Annotated in this window: 13 protein-coding genes; 9 read left to right on the forward strand and 4 right to left on the reverse strand. The window is 66.5% G+C overall.

The genetic code is table 11. From position 1 onward, the window contains the following. Positions 1-55: 55 nt before the first annotated feature. The 7 genes from nirB (at position 56) to CAP37_RS12375 (ending at position 9,840) form a co-directional block, all read left to right on the forward strand. Positions 56-2,524 carry a nitrite reductase large subunit NirB gene (gene nirB / locus CAP37_RS12345; RefSeq protein ID WP_086124433.1) on the forward strand — a complete coding sequence of 823 codons (2,469 nt, stop codon included), beginning with the start codon at positions 56-58 and terminating at the stop codon, positions 2,522-2,524. Continuing rightward, complete coding sequence (gene nirD, locus CAP37_RS12350) at positions 2,521-2,904, forward strand: nitrite reductase small subunit NirD (RefSeq protein WP_086124434.1); 384 nt, start codon at positions 2,521-2,523, stop codon at positions 2,902-2,904. The genes nirB and nirD overlap by 4 nt, the downstream gene beginning before the upstream one ends. After that, positions 2,901-5,684 (forward strand): nitrate reductase, encoded by a 2,784-nt coding sequence (locus CAP37_RS12355; protein ID WP_086124435.1) that lies wholly within the window; start codon positions 2,901-2,903, stop codon positions 5,682-5,684. Before nirD ends, CAP37_RS12355 begins: the two co-directional genes overlap by 4 nt. 47 nt (positions 5,685-5,731) lie before the next feature. Beyond that, entirely contained in the window at positions 5,732-6,661 is a 930-nt protein-coding gene (ybiB, locus tag CAP37_RS12360) for a DNA-binding protein YbiB (protein ID WP_086124436.1), read from the forward strand. Continuing rightward, positions 6,645-7,430 carry a uroporphyrinogen-III C-methyltransferase gene (gene cobA / locus CAP37_RS12365; RefSeq protein ID WP_086124973.1) on the forward strand — a complete coding sequence of 262 codons (786 nt, stop codon included), beginning with the start codon at positions 6,645-6,647 and terminating at the stop codon, positions 7,428-7,430. Before ybiB ends, cobA begins: the two co-directional genes overlap by 17 nt. A gap of 67 nt (positions 7,431-7,497) precedes the next feature. Further along, entirely contained in the window at positions 7,498-8,625 is a 1,128-nt protein-coding gene (locus CAP37_RS12370; protein ID WP_086124437.1) for a sterol desaturase family protein, read from the forward strand. A gap of 3 nt (positions 8,626-8,628) precedes the next feature. After that, the gene (locus tag CAP37_RS12375) at positions 8,629-9,840 is read left to right on the forward strand and encodes an NAD(P)/FAD-dependent oxidoreductase (RefSeq protein ID WP_086124438.1); all 1,212 of its coding nucleotides are present in this window, start codon (positions 8,629-8,631) and stop codon (positions 9,838-9,840) included. On the opposite strand, the gene CAP37_RS12380 is transcribed toward CAP37_RS12375, so the two are convergent. Next, complete coding sequence (locus CAP37_RS12380; protein WP_086124439.1) at positions 9,837-10,544, reverse strand: helix-turn-helix transcriptional regulator; 708 nt, start codon at positions 10,542-10,544, stop codon at positions 9,837-9,839. The two genes, CAP37_RS12375 and CAP37_RS12380, sit on opposite strands and share 4 nt — an antisense overlap. Before the next feature lie 114 nt (positions 10,545-10,658). Here CAP37_RS12380 and CAP37_RS12385 point away from each other — a divergent pair, with 114 nt between their 5' ends. Then, positions 10,659-11,006: an NIPSNAP family protein gene (locus tag CAP37_RS12385; RefSeq protein ID WP_086124440.1), complete on the forward strand. Its 348-nt coding sequence runs from the start codon at positions 10,659-10,661 to the stop codon at positions 11,004-11,006. Here the strand turns inward: CAP37_RS12385 and CAP37_RS12390 are convergent. From CAP37_RS12390 to CAP37_RS12400, 3 genes are read right to left on the reverse strand one after another with little or no spacing between them, the layout of a single operon-like run. After that, the gene (locus CAP37_RS12390; RefSeq protein ID WP_086124441.1) at positions 10,989-11,687 is read right to left on the reverse strand and encodes an enoyl-CoA hydratase/isomerase family protein; all 699 of its coding nucleotides are present in this window, start codon (positions 11,685-11,687) and stop codon (positions 10,989-10,991) included. The genes CAP37_RS12385 and CAP37_RS12390 overlap by 18 nt on opposite strands. Beyond that, positions 11,684-13,969: a N,N-dimethylformamidase beta subunit family domain-containing protein gene (locus tag CAP37_RS12395; RefSeq protein ID WP_086124442.1), complete on the reverse strand. Its 2,286-nt coding sequence runs from the start codon at positions 13,967-13,969 to the stop codon at positions 11,684-11,686. The genes CAP37_RS12390 and CAP37_RS12395 overlap by 4 nt, the downstream gene beginning before the upstream one ends. Then, positions 13,969-14,937 carry a Bug family tripartite tricarboxylate transporter substrate binding protein gene (locus CAP37_RS12400; RefSeq protein WP_179190198.1) on the reverse strand — a complete coding sequence of 323 codons (969 nt, stop codon included), beginning with the start codon at positions 14,935-14,937 and terminating at the stop codon, positions 13,969-13,971. Before CAP37_RS12400 ends, CAP37_RS12395 begins: the two co-directional genes overlap by 1 nt. A 98-nt stretch (positions 14,938-15,035) precedes the next feature. On the opposite strand from CAP37_RS12400, the gene CAP37_RS12405 reads away from it, so the two are divergent. Next, positions 15,036-15,953, forward strand: a complete 918-nt coding sequence (locus tag CAP37_RS12405; RefSeq protein WP_086124444.1) for a LysR family transcriptional regulator — start codon at positions 15,036-15,038, stop codon at positions 15,951-15,953. Positions 15,954-16,069: the final 116 nt, after the last annotated feature.

Below are 16,069 nucleotides of genomic sequence, written 5' to 3' on the forward strand. Positions count from 1 at the left end.
CACACAGCACAGGCTGGGTAGGTCACTTTGCAATTCAAGCGATGGAGTTGCCGCGATGAAAAAAGCCCAACTTGTAATGGTCGGCAACGGCATGGCTGGCGTGCGCACGCTCGAGGAGCTGCTCAAGATTGCACCCGACCTGTATGACATCACCGTGTTCGGCGCAGAGCCGCACCCGAACTACAACCGGATCCTGCTCTCGCCGGTGCTGGCCGGGGAACAGACACTGGAGGAGATCGTGCTCAACGACTGGGCCTGGTACACCGAGCACGGCATCACCCTGCACGCGGGCAAGACCGTGACCGAAGTGGATCGCGTCAACCGCATCGTTCGCGCCAGCGACGGCACCGGCGGCGTGATCGAGGCCCCGTACGACCGCCTCATCATGGCCACGGGCTCCAACCCCTTCATGCTCCCCATTCCGGGCAAGGACCTGCAGGGCGTGCTGGCCTACCGCGACATCGCCGACACGCAGGCCATGATCGATGCGGCCAAGCAATACAAGCACGCGGTCGTCATTGGCGGCGGCCTGCTCGGCCTGGAAGCGGCCAACGGCCTGATGAAACGCGGCATGACGGTCAGCGTGGTGCATGTGGCGCCCTGGCTCATGGAGCGCCAGCTCGACGACGTGGCGGGCAAGTTGTTGCAGCAGTCGCTCGAGCAGCGCGGCATGAAATTCCTCATCGGGGGGCAAACCCAGGAGCTCGTCGGCGGCGACGATGGGCGGGTGAAAGCCATCCGCTTCAAGGATGGCACCGAACTGCCGGCCGACCTGGTGGTGATGGCCGTGGGCATTCGCCCCAATACCGCACTCGCCGAGTCGATGAACCTGCACGTGAACAAGGGCATCGTGGTGAGCGACACACTGCAGACTGTGACCGACCCGCGCATCTACGCGGTGGGCGAATGCGCGGCGCACCGCGGCATTGCCTACGGCCTGGTGGCGCCGCTGTTCGAGCAGGGCAAGGTGCTCGCCACGCACCTGGCCGAGTTCGGCATCGGCCGCTACAGCGGCTCGCTGACGTCGACCAAGCTCAAGGTCACTGGCATCGATCTTTTCAGTGCCGGCAATTTCATGGGTGGCGCCAACACCGAAGAGATCGTGATGAGCGATCCATCGGGAGGCGTCTACAAGAAGCTGGTGATCCAGGACGACAAGCTGGTGGGGGCCTGCCTGTACGGTGATACGGTCGATGGCTCGTGGTACTTCAAGCTGCTGCGCGATGGCCGCAGCGTGGCCGATATCCGCGACCGCCTGATGTTTGGCGAATCCAACATCGGTGACGTGGGTCACCAGGGCCACAGCAAGGCCGCCGCCATGGCCGACACCGATGAAGTCTGCGGCTGCAATGGCGTCACCAAGGGCAGCATCTGCAAAGCCATCAAGGACAAGGGCCTGTTCACGCTGGAAGAGGTGCGCAAGCAAACCAAGGCCAGCGCCTCGTGTGGCTCCTGCACCGGTCTGGTCGAACAGATTCTGATGTTCACCGCTGGCGGCGACTACTCCGCCACGCCCAAACTGAAGGCCATGTGCGGCTGTACCGACCACGGCCACCAGGCCGTGCGCGATGCGATCCGCGAGAGCAAGCTCCTGAGCATTGGTGCGGTTTTCCAGGGGCTGGGCTGGCGCACGCCCAACGGCTGCGCGACCTGCCGTCCCGCCGTCAATTACTACCTCATCAGCACTTGGCCCAAGGAGGCGAAGGACGATCCGCAGAGCCGCTTCATCAACGAGCGCGCGCACGCCAACATCCAGAAGGACGGCACCTACAGCGTGATCCCCCGCATGTGGGGCGGCGAGACCACGGCGGATGAATTGCGCCGCATTGCCGACGCGGTCGACAAGTACAAGATCCCGACCGTGAAGGTGACGGGTGGGCAGCGCATCGATTTGCTGGGCGTGAAGAAGGAAGACCTGCAGGCGGTATGGAAAGACATCGGCATGCCCAGCGGCCATGCCTACGCCAAAGCCTTGCGCACGGTGAAGACCTGCGTGGGCAGCGAGTGGTGCCGCATGGGCACGCAGGACAGCACGCAGATGGGCAAGGACCTGGAGCGCGCGATGTGGCGCATGTACGCGCCACACAAAGTGAAGTTCGCGGTGAGCGGCTGCCCGCGCAACTGTGCCGAGGCGGGCATCAAGGACGTCGGCATCATTGGCGTGGACAGTGGCTGGGAGATGTATGTGGCCGGCAACGGCGGCATCAAGACCGAGGTGGCCGAGTTCTTCACCAAGCTCAAGACCGCGGAGGAAGTGCTGGAATACACCGGCGCCTTCATGCAGCTCTACCGCCTGGAAGGCTGGTACCTGGAGCGCACCGTGCACTATGTGAACCGGGTGGGCATGGACCATGTGAAGAAGAAAATTCTGGACGACCACGAAGGCCGCAAGGCGCTGTGGGAGCAGTTGCAGTTCGCCCTCGACGGCGAACCCGACCCCTGGTTCGAACACCAGAAGGCTTCAGTGGACACGCGCCAGTTCATCCCAATCCAGCCAGTGGTCCTGGAAGGGAGTTCGGTATGAAAACGTGGATTCCCATCGCTCGAGTGGACGACATCCCCGTGCTCGGTTCACGCTGCGTGAAACGTGAACACGGGCTGGACGTGGCGGTGTTCCGCAACGCCGAGAACGAGGTGTTCGCCCTGCTCGACCGCTGCCCGCACAAAGGAGGTCCGCTGAGCCAGGGCATTGTCTTCGGCACGCACGTGGCCTGCCCGTTGCACAACTGGACGATCGGGTTGGACAGCGGTTGTGCCAGGGAGCCGGACGAGGGGTGCACGCCCCGGTTTCTGGTGAAGGTGGAAGACGGGGTGGTGCATCTCGACGCCGAAGAGCTGGAGCATCACGCGACCGATCTCGCGCGCCCCGTCGCCGGTCCGGCGCGACGCACCGTGTCAGCATGAACCCGGCGACCACCCGCTCGACCTGCCCCTACTGCGGCGTGGGTTGCGGGGTGCTGATTGAAAGCACGGGCAGCCAGATCACCGGCGTGCGCGGTGACCCCGATCACCCAGCCAACTTTGGCAAGCTGTGCACCAAGGGCCAGACCCTGCACCTGACCGCTTCACCCGCGATCGCGCAGCAGACGCGCCTGCTGCAACCGATGCAACGCGTGCAGCGCGGCGCGCCCGCGCAGGCCGTCCACTGGGACGCGGCGCTCGACCTCGCCACCGACCGCTTCGCTTCCATCATTGAAAACAATGGTCCCGACGCGGTCGGCTTCTACATCAGCGGTCAGTTGCTCACCGAGGACTACTACGCGTTCAACAAGCTCGCCAAGGGCATGATCGGCACCAACAATGTGGACACCAACTCCCGCCTGTGCATGAGCAGCGCGGTGGCGGGCTACAAGCTCACGCTGGGCGCCGATGCGCCACCGGCCTGCTACGACGACGTGAACCACGCGCAGTGCCTTTTCATCGTCGGCAGCAACGCGGCGTTTGCCCACCCCGTGCTGTTCCGGCGCATCGAGGAAGCGAAGGCGAACAACCCCGGCATGAAGGTGATCGTGGCCGACCCGCGCCGCACCGACACCGCCGGATTCGCCGACCTGTTCCTGCCCCTGCAGCCTGGCAGCGATGTGATGCTGTTCCACGGCCTGCTGCACATCATGCTGTGGGAAGGCTGGCTGGATGCGGCCTATATCGCTGCGCACACCAGCGGCTTCGAAACGCTCAAGACCCTGGTGCGCGAGTACACCCCCGAACGCGTGGCACAGGCCTGCGGTCTCAAGAAGGAAGACCTGTTCACTGCCGCAAAGTGGTTCGCCACATCGCCCGCCACGCTCAGCCTGTATTGCCAGGGCCTGAACCAGAGCAGCAGCGGCACGGCAAAAAATGCCACGTTGATCAACCTGCACCTGGCCACCGGCCAGATCGGCAAACCCGGCGCCGGGCCCTTCAGCCTGACCGGCCAGCCCAACGCCATGGGCGGGCGCGAGGTCGGCGGCCTGGCCAACCTGCTGAGCGCTCACCGCGACCTGGCCAACCCGCAACACCGCGCCGAAGTGGCCGCGCTGTGGGGCGTGCCAGACGTACCCGACAAACCGGGCAAGACCGCCGTGGAGATGTTCCAGGCCGCGGCCGACGGCGAGATCAAGGCGCTGTGGATCGCCTGCACCAACCCGGCCCAGTCCATGCCCGACCAGGCCACCGTGCGCCGCGCTCTGCAACGTGCCGAGTTCGTGGTGGTGCAGGAGGCCTACGCCACCGCCGCCACCTGCGACTACGCCGATCTGCTGCTGCCCGCCACCACCTGGGGCGAGAAGGATGGCACCGTGACCAACAGCGAACGCCGCATCAGCCGCGTGCGCCCGGCCGTGCCAGCGCCGGGGCAGGCACGTCACGACTGGCGCATCGTGGTTGACTTCGCGCGACGCATGGAGGCGCGCGTGCATCCTGGCAGGCCCACCCTGTTCCCTTACCTCGATGCAGAAAGTCTCTGGCTCGAACACCGCGAATCCACGCGCGGGCGCGATCTCGACATCACCGGCCTGTCCTACGCCATGCTGGAGCACAGCGGTCCACAACAATGGCCCATCAAGGCCGGCGAGGCCACGGGCAAGGAACGCCTGTACGAAGACGGCGTCTTTCCCACGCCCGATGGTCGAGCCCGCTTCGCCGCCCTGCCCTTCGTGCCACTGGCCGAACCGCGCGAATCTCGCTACCCGTTTTCGCTCACCACCGGCCGGCTGCGTGACCAGTGGCATGGCATGTCGCGCACCGGCACGTTGGGCCGACTGTTCGGGCATGTGGCCGAGCCCGCCGTGCAGCTGAACCCGCAGGACATGGAGCGCCGTGGCCTGAAGGACGGCGACCTGGTGCACGTCACCAGCAAACGCGGCTCCATCCTGGTGCCGGCGCAGTCGTCAACCGAAATCGGCCTGTCGCAGGCCCACATCGCCATGCACTGGGGCTCCGAGTTCTTGAGCGGCATGAGCAGCACGGGCGAGGTGCTCGCTGGCGTGAACGCGCTCACCACGTCGGCATATTGCCCCACATCGAAACAGCCTGAGCTCAAGCACGCGGCGGTGAAGGTGCTCAAAGCGGAACTACCGTGGGCGCTGCTGGCCGTGGCCTGGTTGCCAGAAGGGCAAGCGCTGGAAACGCGTGAAGGCTTGCGCCAGCTGATGGCTCGTTTTCCCTTTGCCTCCTGTGTGCCTTTTGGACGAGAGCGCGCCGGTGTGCTGTTCCGCGCCGCCGCGCACGAGGCACCCGAAGCCGCGCTGATCGAGCGCATCGAAGCACTGCTGGGACTGAACACCGCCGATGCGTTGCGCTACGCAGACCGGCGCCTGGGCCAGCGGCGCACCGCGCGCCTGGTGCGCCAGGGCGATGCCACGCGGCTCGAAGGCTTTGTGCTGGCCGGCGACACGCGCGCCGAGGTCTGGATCAAACCGCTGCTGCAGGACGAGCTGCCCGCCGCCGCCTACGGCCGCCTGCTGCTGATGCCAGGCGCCAAAGCGCCGGTGGCGGTGGTGGCCAGGGGCAGGCAGATCTGCACCTGCTTCAATGTGAGCGAGGATGCCATCCAGGGCCGCCTGCAATCTTGCGAGGGCAACGAGGCCGAACGGCTGTCTGCCCTGCAGCAAAGTCTGCACTGCGGCACCAACTGCGGTTCCTGTGTGCCTGAACTCAAGCGCCTCGTGCGCGACACCACGCCCAGGCTCGCAATCGCCATATAACGCGAAGTCATCAAACTTCCCGGACAATCCGCGAAACATCGTCTTCCATGGGAATCAGCCACTACATCAAGGACATCGGCCGCGGCAAGGAAGGCGCCCGCTCGCTCACCCGCGAGCAGGCCGCCGACCTGCTGGGCCAGGTGCTGGACGGCGTGGTGAGCGACCTGGAGGTGGGCGGCTTTTGCCTGGCCATGCGCATCAAGGGCGAGACACCCGAGGAAATGGCGGGCTTTCTGGATGCGGCCCATGCGCGCCTGCTGCGCCTGCCCGACTCGGGTCACCCCACCGTCGTTCTGCCCAGCTACAACGGAGCGCGCAAACTGCCGGTGCTCACGCCTCTGCTCGCCCTGCTGCTCGCGCGCCATGGCGCGGCGGTGCTGGTGCACGGTACCGCCACCGAAGACAAGCGGGTACCCGCCGAAGCGGTGTTCGCCGAACTCGGCATCGCGCCCTCCCTGCACCTGGCTGCGCTGTCCGCGGGTGAACTCGCCTTCGTGCCCACCGAGGTGCACCTGGCCAGCCTCAAGCGGCTGCTCGATGTGCGCCGCGCAGTGGGCCTGCGCAACCCGGCGCACAGCCTCGTCAAGCTCATGAACCCTTGCGCTGGCCGAGCCTTCATTGTCGGCAGCTACACGCACCCCGAATACGCCACCTCCATGGCCCAGACCTGGACGCTGACCGGCGCGCATGCCCTGCTGCTGCGCGGCACCGAAGGCGAGCCCGTGGCCGATGCGCGCCGCACACCCCGCATGGAAGTGTTCCGCGATGGCCAGCGCACCGAGGTGCAGGCAGCGCAGGACGGGCCGCTGGCGCAACTGCCGTCTCTGCCGTCCACCGACGCCGCCCAAACCGCTGCTTACATCCGCGCTGTGCTCGATGGCCAACAGCCTGTGCCCACACCCATCGCCCTGCAGGTGGAACACATCTTGCAAGAGCTTCATCACCATGAACCCGCAGCCCATGCCATCGCCCTCTGAATTCCTGCCCGGCACCGTCTCGCTCGTCGGCGCCGGCCCGGGCGATCCCGAGTTGCTCACGCTCAAGGCCGTCAAGGCCATAGCCGCAGCCACGGTGCTGCTGGTGGACGACCTCGTGAGCGATGGCGTGCTGGCGCATGCCCGCCCGAGCGCACGCATCGTTCACGTGGGCAAGCGTGGCGGCTGCAAGAGCACGCCGCAGGCCTTCATCGAGAAGCTCATGGTGATGGCCGCGCGCGAAGGCGAGGTGGTGGTGCGGCTCAAGGGCGGCGACCCATTCATCTTCGGGCGCGGTGGCGAAGAGGTGGAGCACCTGCGCGAAGCTGGCATCGAGGTGCAGGTGGTCAACGGCATCACGGCGGGCCTGGCGGGCCTCTCTTCGCTGGGTGTGCCGCTCACGCACCGCGAGCACGCGCACGGCGTAGTGTTCGTCACCGGCCACGCCAAACCCGGCGACAAGGGCACCGACTGGCAGGCCCTGGCCGCCACCGCGCGCGACGCCAAGCTCACGCTGGTGATCTACATGGGCGTGTCCAGCGCCGCGCAGATCCAGCAGGAACTGCTCACCGGCCTGCCGGTGGACACACCACTCGCCGTGATCCAGCACGCGACGCTGCCCCAACAAAGACACGCCGTCACCAGCCTGGGGCAACTGCGCGCCACCATCGAGCGCGAAGGACTGGGCAGCCCGGCGGTGATCGTGGTGGGTGATGTGGTCAGCGGCATCGCCGCACTTCAGGCACCTCTGCCTGTCGTCCGCACCGCCTGAACCCAACGTTCGCAGCCCGCTACACTGCGGCACCCGCGCCCTTCGGCGCCAGGGGGGAGCGAGCGGCATGCTCAAGAAACTGAACGAATTCACCGAGAGCCACGGCGCGCTGCGTCCGGGCCAGGGACTGGTCACCGGCGTCGTCGCGCTCACGCTGGCCATCCTGTGTTTTCTGGGCGTGATGGCCTTTCACTTTCCGCAGTACCTCACCACGCCCGAGCTGCGCAAGCAGTACGACGTGGGACTGATGCGCCAGTTGCTGTTCGGCGCCATGGTGGTGGCGGGCGGGCTGAGTCTGGTCAACGTGTTGTTCAACCGCGCGCGCTGGCTCTCGGCCTTCGCCTTCGCGCTCGTGGTGCTCAGCGCGCTGCTGGGCGGGCACCAGGTCGAGGTGGACCCGAATTTCCCCGACCACACGCCCTACATCGGCATGGACTGGTTCATCCTGGATCTGCTGGGGTCGGCGCTCATCTTCATCTTCATAGAAAAACTCTTTGCCTTGCGCAAGGACCAGCCGGTGTTCCGCCCCGAGTGGCAGACCGACTTTCACCACTTCATCGTCAACCACATGGTGATCGGTTTCATGCTGCTGGCCACCAACCTGCTGGTGCACAACCTGTTTGGCTGGGTACCGGTGGATGGCGTACGAGGCTGGATCGCGGCACTGCCGTTCTGGGCGGCGCTGCCACTCATCATTCTGGTGGCCGACCTGGCGCAGTACTGGACTCACCGCGCCTACCACGAGGTGCCGCTGCTCTGGCGCCTGCACGCGGTGCACCACAGCACCAAGCACATGGACTGGATGGCCGGCTCCCGTCAGCACATCCTGGAGACCATCATCACCCGCACGCTGGTGCTCGGGCCGATCTACCTGCTGGGTTTCTCGAAGGAAGTGATCGATGCCTACATCATCGTGGTGGGCTTCCAGGCCGTGTTCAACCACGCCAACGTGAGCGTGCGCCTGGGCCCGCTGCGCTACCTCATCGTCACCCCCAATTTCCACCACTGGCACCACAGCCAGGACCAGGAAGCGCTGGACAAGAACTACGCCGCGCACTATGCCTTTCTGGACCACCTCTTCGGCACCGCCGTGAACAGCCCCCGCGTCTGGCCCGAACGCTACGGCGTGCTGGGCGACTACGTGCCCAAGGGCTTTCTGAGGCAGCTCGCCTTTCCCTTCACCTGGAAGGGCTGACCGGTGAGCGAAGCCACCTGGGACGCCGTGGTCATCGGCGCGGGTGCGGCAGGCCTGTTCTGCGCCGGCATCGCGGGCCAGCGCGGCCTGCGCGTGCTGGTGCTCGACCACAGCGAGAAGGTGGCAGAAAAGGTGCGCATCTCGGGCGGCGGGCGCGCCAACTTCACCAACCGCGAGCTGGACCCACTGGCGCCGCACAAACATTTCATCAGCGCCAACCCGCATTTTTGCCGCTCCGCGCTTTCGCGCTACTCACCGGCCGACTTCATCGCGCTGGTGCAGCGCCACGGCATCCCCTTCCACGAAAAGCACAAGGGCCAGCTGTTCTGCGACCGCTCGGCCGAAGACCTGATCCAGATGCTGCTGCGCGAGTGCGAGGCCGGCGGCGTGCAACGCTGGCAGCCCTGCGGCGTGAAGGCGGTGCGGTTGGCGGGCGACGGCACCTACGAGCTCGACACCGACCGCGGAGAGGTGCGCAGCCGCACCGTGGTGGTGGCCACCGGCGGCCTGTCCATCCCCAAGATCGGTGCCACCGATTTCGGCTACCGCATCGCGAAGCAGTTCGGCCTGCGGCTGGTGGACACGCGCCCTGGCCTGGTGCCCATGACCTTCGACGGCGAGGGCTGGGCGCCCTACGCGGGGCTGGCCGGGCTCTCGCTACCCGTGCACATTGAAACCGGTGAGAAGAAGTCCCGCATGAGCTTCCTGGAGGACCTGCTGTTCACGCACCGCGGCCTCTCCGGGCCAGCGGTGCTGCAGATTTCCAGCTACTGGCGCGAAGGCTCGGCGATCCGCCTGAACCTCGCCGCCGACGTTGAACTGCCCACCGCACTGGCGCGCGCCAAGTCCACGTCGCGCAAGTTGCTGGCCAACGAACTGGCCACTCTGGTACCCAGCCGCCTGGCCGAAGTCTGGGTGCAGCAAGACGCCGACTGGCAGCGTCCCGTGGCAGAAGCGACCGACAAGGCACTGGCCCGGCTCGCCGAGCGCCTGTCGCGCTGGGAAATCACGCCCACCGGCACCGAAGGCTACAAAAAGGCCGAGGTCACGCTGGGTGGCGTGGACACGCGCGACCTGTCGTCACAAACGATGGAATCGAAACAGCCCGGGCTGTACTTCATTGGCGAAGTGGTGGATGTCACTGGCTGGCTCGGCGGCTACAACTTCCAGTGGGCCTGGGCCAGCGCGCATGCCTGCGCACAGGCGCTGGCTTAGTCGACCACGCTGCGCCAGCGCTCGGTGCCCATCCAGTCGCGCAGGGCGAGCGCTCCCGGCGGCGTGATGGTGAGTGCGCGCGTGCCCTGCCCGCGCTGCAACCAGCCCCGCTCCAGGCAGTGGTGGCAGATCAGCGCGCCCAGACGGCCTGCCAGGTGCATGCGGCGCTCGCTCCAGTCGAGGCAAGGTCGGCAGGGAGGGCGCCTGCCGGAGCCTGCAGCCATTGCCATGTCGACATCAAGGCCCATGCCACTCAAGGCGTTGGGCAAGCCGTCGGTGATGTGCGCCGTGGCGGCCTCGTCATCGAACACCACCGCGTCCGCCTCCAGCAAATGGCCGGCAATGGCCACGCCCAGCCGTCCCGCCAGATGGTCGTAGCAGGTGCGGGCGGTGCGCAGCGATGCGTTGCGCGGGCCGGCCGGCACTGGCGCCACCGTCGACAACTGCATGAGCCCTTCAAGCACTCGAGCCACCTCGGGCGAGGCCAGACGGTGGTAGCGATGTCGCCCCTGTTGCGCCACGCTCAGCAGAGAGGCTTCCACCAGCAGGCCGAGGTGGCGGCTGGCGGTGGCGGGCGTGATGCGCGCTGCATTGGCCAGCTCGCGCGCGGTGAGTGCACGGCCGTCCATCAGCGCCATCAGCATGGCCGTGCGTGCAGGTTCGCCCACCAGACTGGCCACGTGCGCAATGCGGTTGGTGTTCATGGCCGCCAGTGTGCGTCAAACTGCGGCGGCGATGCTTCGTTCCACAGCGAAGCATCTGCTCCGGCAGACGCGGGACGATCAGGCCTCCTCCAACCTGCATTGTCGAAGACTCGCATGACACTCACCTGCTTCATCCGCTACCAGCTCGATCCGTTCCAGATCGATGCCTTCCGGGCCTACGCCGAAAACTGGGGCCGCATCATCCCGCGCTGTGGCGGTCATCTGGTGGGCTACTTTCTGCCTTGCGAGGGCACCAACGACGAGGCCTGGGGCCTGATCGCGTTCGACAGCCTCGCGGCCTACGAGGCGTACCGTGCGCGGCTGCGTGCCGACGAAGAAGGGCAGGCCAACTTCGAGCTGGCGCGTCGCCAGCGCTTCATCCTGCGGGAGCAACGCACCTTCACCGAGCTGGTGGACGGCACTTACAACCAGACGTCCACGCTGTCAGCCAGCACCCAGTGAACGCTGCGCTGCGTTTTCCAGCGTGATCGCCTGCGCAAATGCGCCCAGGCCCACCTCGTTGAGCACCTTCTTGAACTGCCCGGCAACCGCCGGTGCGAGGGAGGCCAGGCGTTCGCAGGTGCGCCATGCCGCAGCCTCCAGCGCGTCCGCCTCCACCACCTCGGCAACCAGGCCCCAGGCTTGCGCCTGGGCTGCGCTGAATTCGTCGCCCAGCAGCATCAGCGACTTGGCCCGCATGAGGCCCACGCTGGCCGCGAGCGTGGCACTGAGGCCGCCGGTGACGAAGACCCCGAGCGAGGCCTCGGGCAAACGGAAGCGGGTGGTGTTCGCCGCGATCACCACATCGCAGTCGAGCATCCATTCAAGACCGGCGCCCAGCGTCCAGCCGTGCACGGCAGCCACCACCGGCTTGGGGCAAGACACCAGCGCCTGCGCCACGCCCTGCACCAGCACCAGGTCGTCTTCGGTCGGCGGCGCACTCACATCGCGACCCGCACAGAAAGCGCGACCGGCGCCGCGCAACAGCAGCACGCGAACGTTGTCATCCCCTGCGGCGGCGTCGATCGCCTGCAGCAGACCGATTGCCATGTCGTTGTGAATCGCATTCAGCTTGTCCGGCCGGTTGAGCGTGACGCTCAGGGTGGCGCCCGTACGGCTGATCAGAAGATCGGGATGGTTCATGTTGGTTTCACTCCAAAGTGGTGAAGCACGTTGCGCAGCAGCAGGCCAAAGGCAGGGTCGACGCCCAGCACCCAGCCTGCGCCCACCGCGCCCGCGTGAAACACACGGCCGCCTTGCGGACGCTCCCAGTAGATCATCTCGGCCGAAAGTCCATCCAGGGACTCGGTCGCTCCCTCGAAGTAGTCGAGGTAAGCGTCCATCGCACCCGGCACACGGCGAATGCCCTGAGCCAGCACCTGGATGCCCTCGTGCGCGGCAGGCAGCACCGCGCCTTCAGGCACATGGTGCGTCATGCGCCGCAAGGTGGCGATGCTCAGGTCCCATTCATGGCCGATGGCGCGCGGCAGTGCGCCACCCGGCGCGTGGCCGAAGGTATCGCCCTGCCCCAGGCCCGTCTGATGCGGCTGGTGGTACAGAAAGTGATCGGCATCGTGCACGTGGTACACGCCGAAATCGTCCGCATCGGCAAAGGCCCAGCCCGCCGTTTCCAGTCCGATCACATCGCTGCAGGATCGGTCGTTGAAGCGCCAGAGCCCACCACGCTGACCGTCCTGACTGTGGTACTGCTCGCCGTGCGCTCCGCCCGGTGCGGCGTGCTTGGGCAGCGCACCGTCGTGCGTGTCGGGTGGCGTGAGCGTCTTGCGCTGCTCCATGACCGTGCCCTCTTCGTTGAAGCTCACACGCCAGTACATGGTGTTGCCCGACAGCACCACAGCCGTGCCCCCGTCGCGCAGGTACCCATCCAGGCCTTCAAACGCGGGTGCCGACCAGTATTCGCTGTGACCATTGATCACCACGCTGCGGTAGCGCCCAAGCAGCGCGGGATCGCGGTGCAGGTCCAGATCCGAGACCAGGTCATAGGCATAGCCGTGCCGCTCCAGCCAGGCGTGCAGGCAACGCTCCAGCCGGGGACCGTGGCAGAAGCCACTGCCTTCGGGTGCATACAAGGCATCGGGCGCGGCACTGGGCCATGGCATGCGCAAGCCAGCAAAGTAGGTGGGCTGCCCTTTGCGGTGTGGCGTGTAGTGGTTGTAGCTGGGCGCTTGGGGATGGCTGTTGGGCATTGGCGCGGCCCGCCTCGGCCACTGCGCGGCGCCCGCCACATTGCGGGCAAACGGCGAGGAAGCGTAAGCGCGCCAGGAGTTGGTGGCGCACAGCACCAGCAGCGGCGCAGGATGGGCGGTGGGTGCGCGTCGAACGACGAAGGTGACGTCGTACCGGCAAGCGCGGCCTTCCAGATCGAATTGGAAGCGGCCCACATGCAGGCCGGGTTGCACCTCGGCGGGAATGTGCACCCGGTGCGTTTCGGTCCAGCGGCAATCGACCAGATCGTCGCTGGCGAAGCGCAGCCCGGCGCGCGTGGTGTCTGCAGCCAGGTCGTGCTCGCCCTCCCGTCGGGAGAAGCGCGGCACGCGGGCGGCGTCGAAAGCCGGCCCGGCGATCATCCAGGTGGCGTGGTTGACGATCTTGCCGTGGCGCCCGTGACCGCTTACATCGGCCACGTGCTCGCCCCGGCCTTCCTTCAACGGCCAGCACGCGAGCAACCCCTCGCCATCGGCGGGCAGGGATCGCTCAGAGAACCGGGCCGCCATCGCCGTGGCGTCCAGCGCCTGTGCGTGGATCACGGGCATGGTCATGTCGGCATCTAGAAACCCGCAGGCCACACCTTGTGCAGCCATGGCGCCGAGTCGCAAGGGTGCAAAGCCCGGGTCGCAAAGCGCCGGCCCTGAACCACGAGCAACGCACCCGCCATTCATCCAGAGGCTCATCGCACCGGCTTCAAACACGGCGGCGATGTGAGTCCATGTGCGGTCCGCAAGTCTGGGCCCGATCAGGCAGGCGCAGAGGTCGGGGCCGTGGCATCGGAACGCCAGCGATCCGTCTTCTTCAATGAACAGCCCGAAACCGTGGCGCGCCGATGCATCGTCGAACTGCGAGACGATGGCCTGCAGGTCACCGAAATCCCACGGCGAGATCCAGCACTCCAGCGTGAACGATTCCAGCGGCCCCTGGAGCCCGCGATCGATCCGGACATAAGAGCCCGGGTGAATGGCCTGCAATCCTTCGGGCTGCCAACCTTCGGCGGCATGGAGAACCGGGTCCAGAGGCGCATCATCAGCATCCGGTCCGAGCCGGCAAACCGAGAAGCGGTAGGGCACGCTGCTGCTGACGTGAAAACCGATGGTTTCTCCCGCAGCGACGCTCACTGCGCCGGCATAGGCATGGAGGCCGGGGAGCTCGATGGCGCGATGGGGAGGCAGCGGGTGCGGCAACCCCGGCATCAGTCGGCGGTAAAACCGGATGCCTTCACCACGGGCGCCCAGCTGGCCAGATCACCCGCCATCAACTGGCCCAGTTCTTCCGGCGTGCTGGGATTGCTTTCCATACCCAGCTTGAGCAAGCGTTCCTGGATGTCTGGCGAGGCGAGCACCTTGCGTGTGGCGGCGTTGAGCTGATCGACCACCGCTTTCGGCGTGCCGGCCGGCGCCAGCAGCGCGGTCCATTCCAGCGTGTCGAAACCCGCAATGCCGAGCTCCTTCAAGGTGGGCACGCTGGGTAGCAGTTGCGCGCGCTGGCTTCCGTTGACGGCCAGTACCTTCACCTTTCCCGCCTGGTGGTGCGGCGCCACATCCAGAATCGGCACGATGCCGGCCTTGAGCTGGCCCCCTAGCAAGTCCTGCACCGCAGGCGCCGCGCCTTTGTACGGAATGGCCTGCAGGTTGACCTTGTTGTCCTGGCCCAGGCGGTAGCCCAGGAAGTGGGACACGCTCCCCGGAGCGGGCACACCGAAGTTCGCCACCTGGTTGTCCTTGCGCGCGAGCTCCAGCCATTGGGCCACCGAGGTGGCGGGCAGGGAGGACGCGACCGTCACCGCCTCGTAGAAGCTCGTCAACCGGACCACCGGCGCGAAGTCCTTCGCCGGGTTGTATTTCACGGCTTTGGTGGTGAGCGGCAGCATCACCATCATGTGGCTGTTGGCCACGAGGATGGTGTTGCCATCTGCCGCCGAAGCACGCACGTGGTCCGCCGCAATCTGGCCGCCGGCGCCCGGGCGGTTGTCCACGATGATCGCCGCGCCCAGTTCGTCCTTGAGTTTCTCTGCGACCATGCGCGCCAGCGCGTCCGAGGATCCCCCTGCCGGGTAACCAACGACCAGGCGGACAGGGGGCTTTGCCGACTGGGCCTGGGCCGAGAGCGGCAGCAAGGCCACGGAACACAGGATGAGCAGGGCGCTCGGGCGCAGTTTCATGAAATCTCCTGAAGGAACAAGCGGGGTGAGCGCAGTGTTCGGCAAACCGGCGCCGGCGAGTAGTATGCTGGCGCCGATAACGGCCATACGCCACACGAATGACCAACAAGCTCGACCGCCTTCAGCTGATCACCACTTTTCTGGCGGTGGCCGAGGTGCGCAGCCTCTCAGCGGCGGCACGCATGCTCGGCACCAGCCAGCCCACGGTCAGCCGCCGACTGCGCGATCTGGAGCAACTGCTGGGTGCCCGCCTGGCCACCCGCTCCACGCACCGCTTCGACCTCACCGCCGAAGGCGAGGAGCTTCAGCGCCGTGCAGCCGCCTGGGCAGACGTCTGGACCGAGTGGGAAGACGGGCTGAAATCCACCGTGGCGCTGCCGCGAGGCAAGCTGAGCCTGATCGCTCCGCACGGGTACGGACACGCGTTTCTCATGGATGCGGTGAAAGTATTCCGCTTGCGCCATCCGCAAGTGGAGGTGGAATTGCGCCTGACCGACCGCCAGGTCGATCTGATCGGGCAGGCGGCCGATTGCTGGATCCGCGTGGGCGGCTCGCGGGACCAGTCGCTTCACGTGCGACCGTTGGGGCGCATGCGGCGCTTTCTGGTGGCTTCGACCGAGCTTGAACTGCCCCACCCCATCGAGTCGCCCGATGACCTGAGGAACATCCCCATGATCGGGCTCATTCCCCACGTCCCGGACCGGCTTGTGCTGCATTCGCAGGAGCTGGGCGAACGGCGCACAGTGACGATCCACACACCGATCACGACCGACGGGCTTCTGGCCAGCTACCGGGCGATGCGCGAAGGTCTGGGCGTCGCGGCGAGCGCGCACTGGCTCTGCGGCCCGGACCTCGCCAGCGGCAAGGTGAGGCAGATTCTGCCGGGCTGGGAACTCGAGCCCATCGCCATCGAAGCGGTTTCGGTCGCCGGCCGCTTCCGCCCAGCGCGCATCAATGCCTTCGTGGACATCCTTTGCGAAGAGATGGCCCGGCTGGACGGCTTCGAGCCCGCTTGAGTGCGGACCGGTCTCAACTTGCCCGAGGTGCGGAAATGGCTATAATCCTTGGCTTTGCTGGCAAATACCCGTCGGCCAATACTAGTTCAAGACGGGACATTTTGCGGATACGACGC

Origin of the sequence: Hydrogenophaga sp. IBVHS1, assembly GCF_002127265.1 — a bacterium.
Lineage (GTDB): Bacteria > Pseudomonadota > Gammaproteobacteria > Burkholderiales > Burkholderiaceae_C > Hydrogenophaga.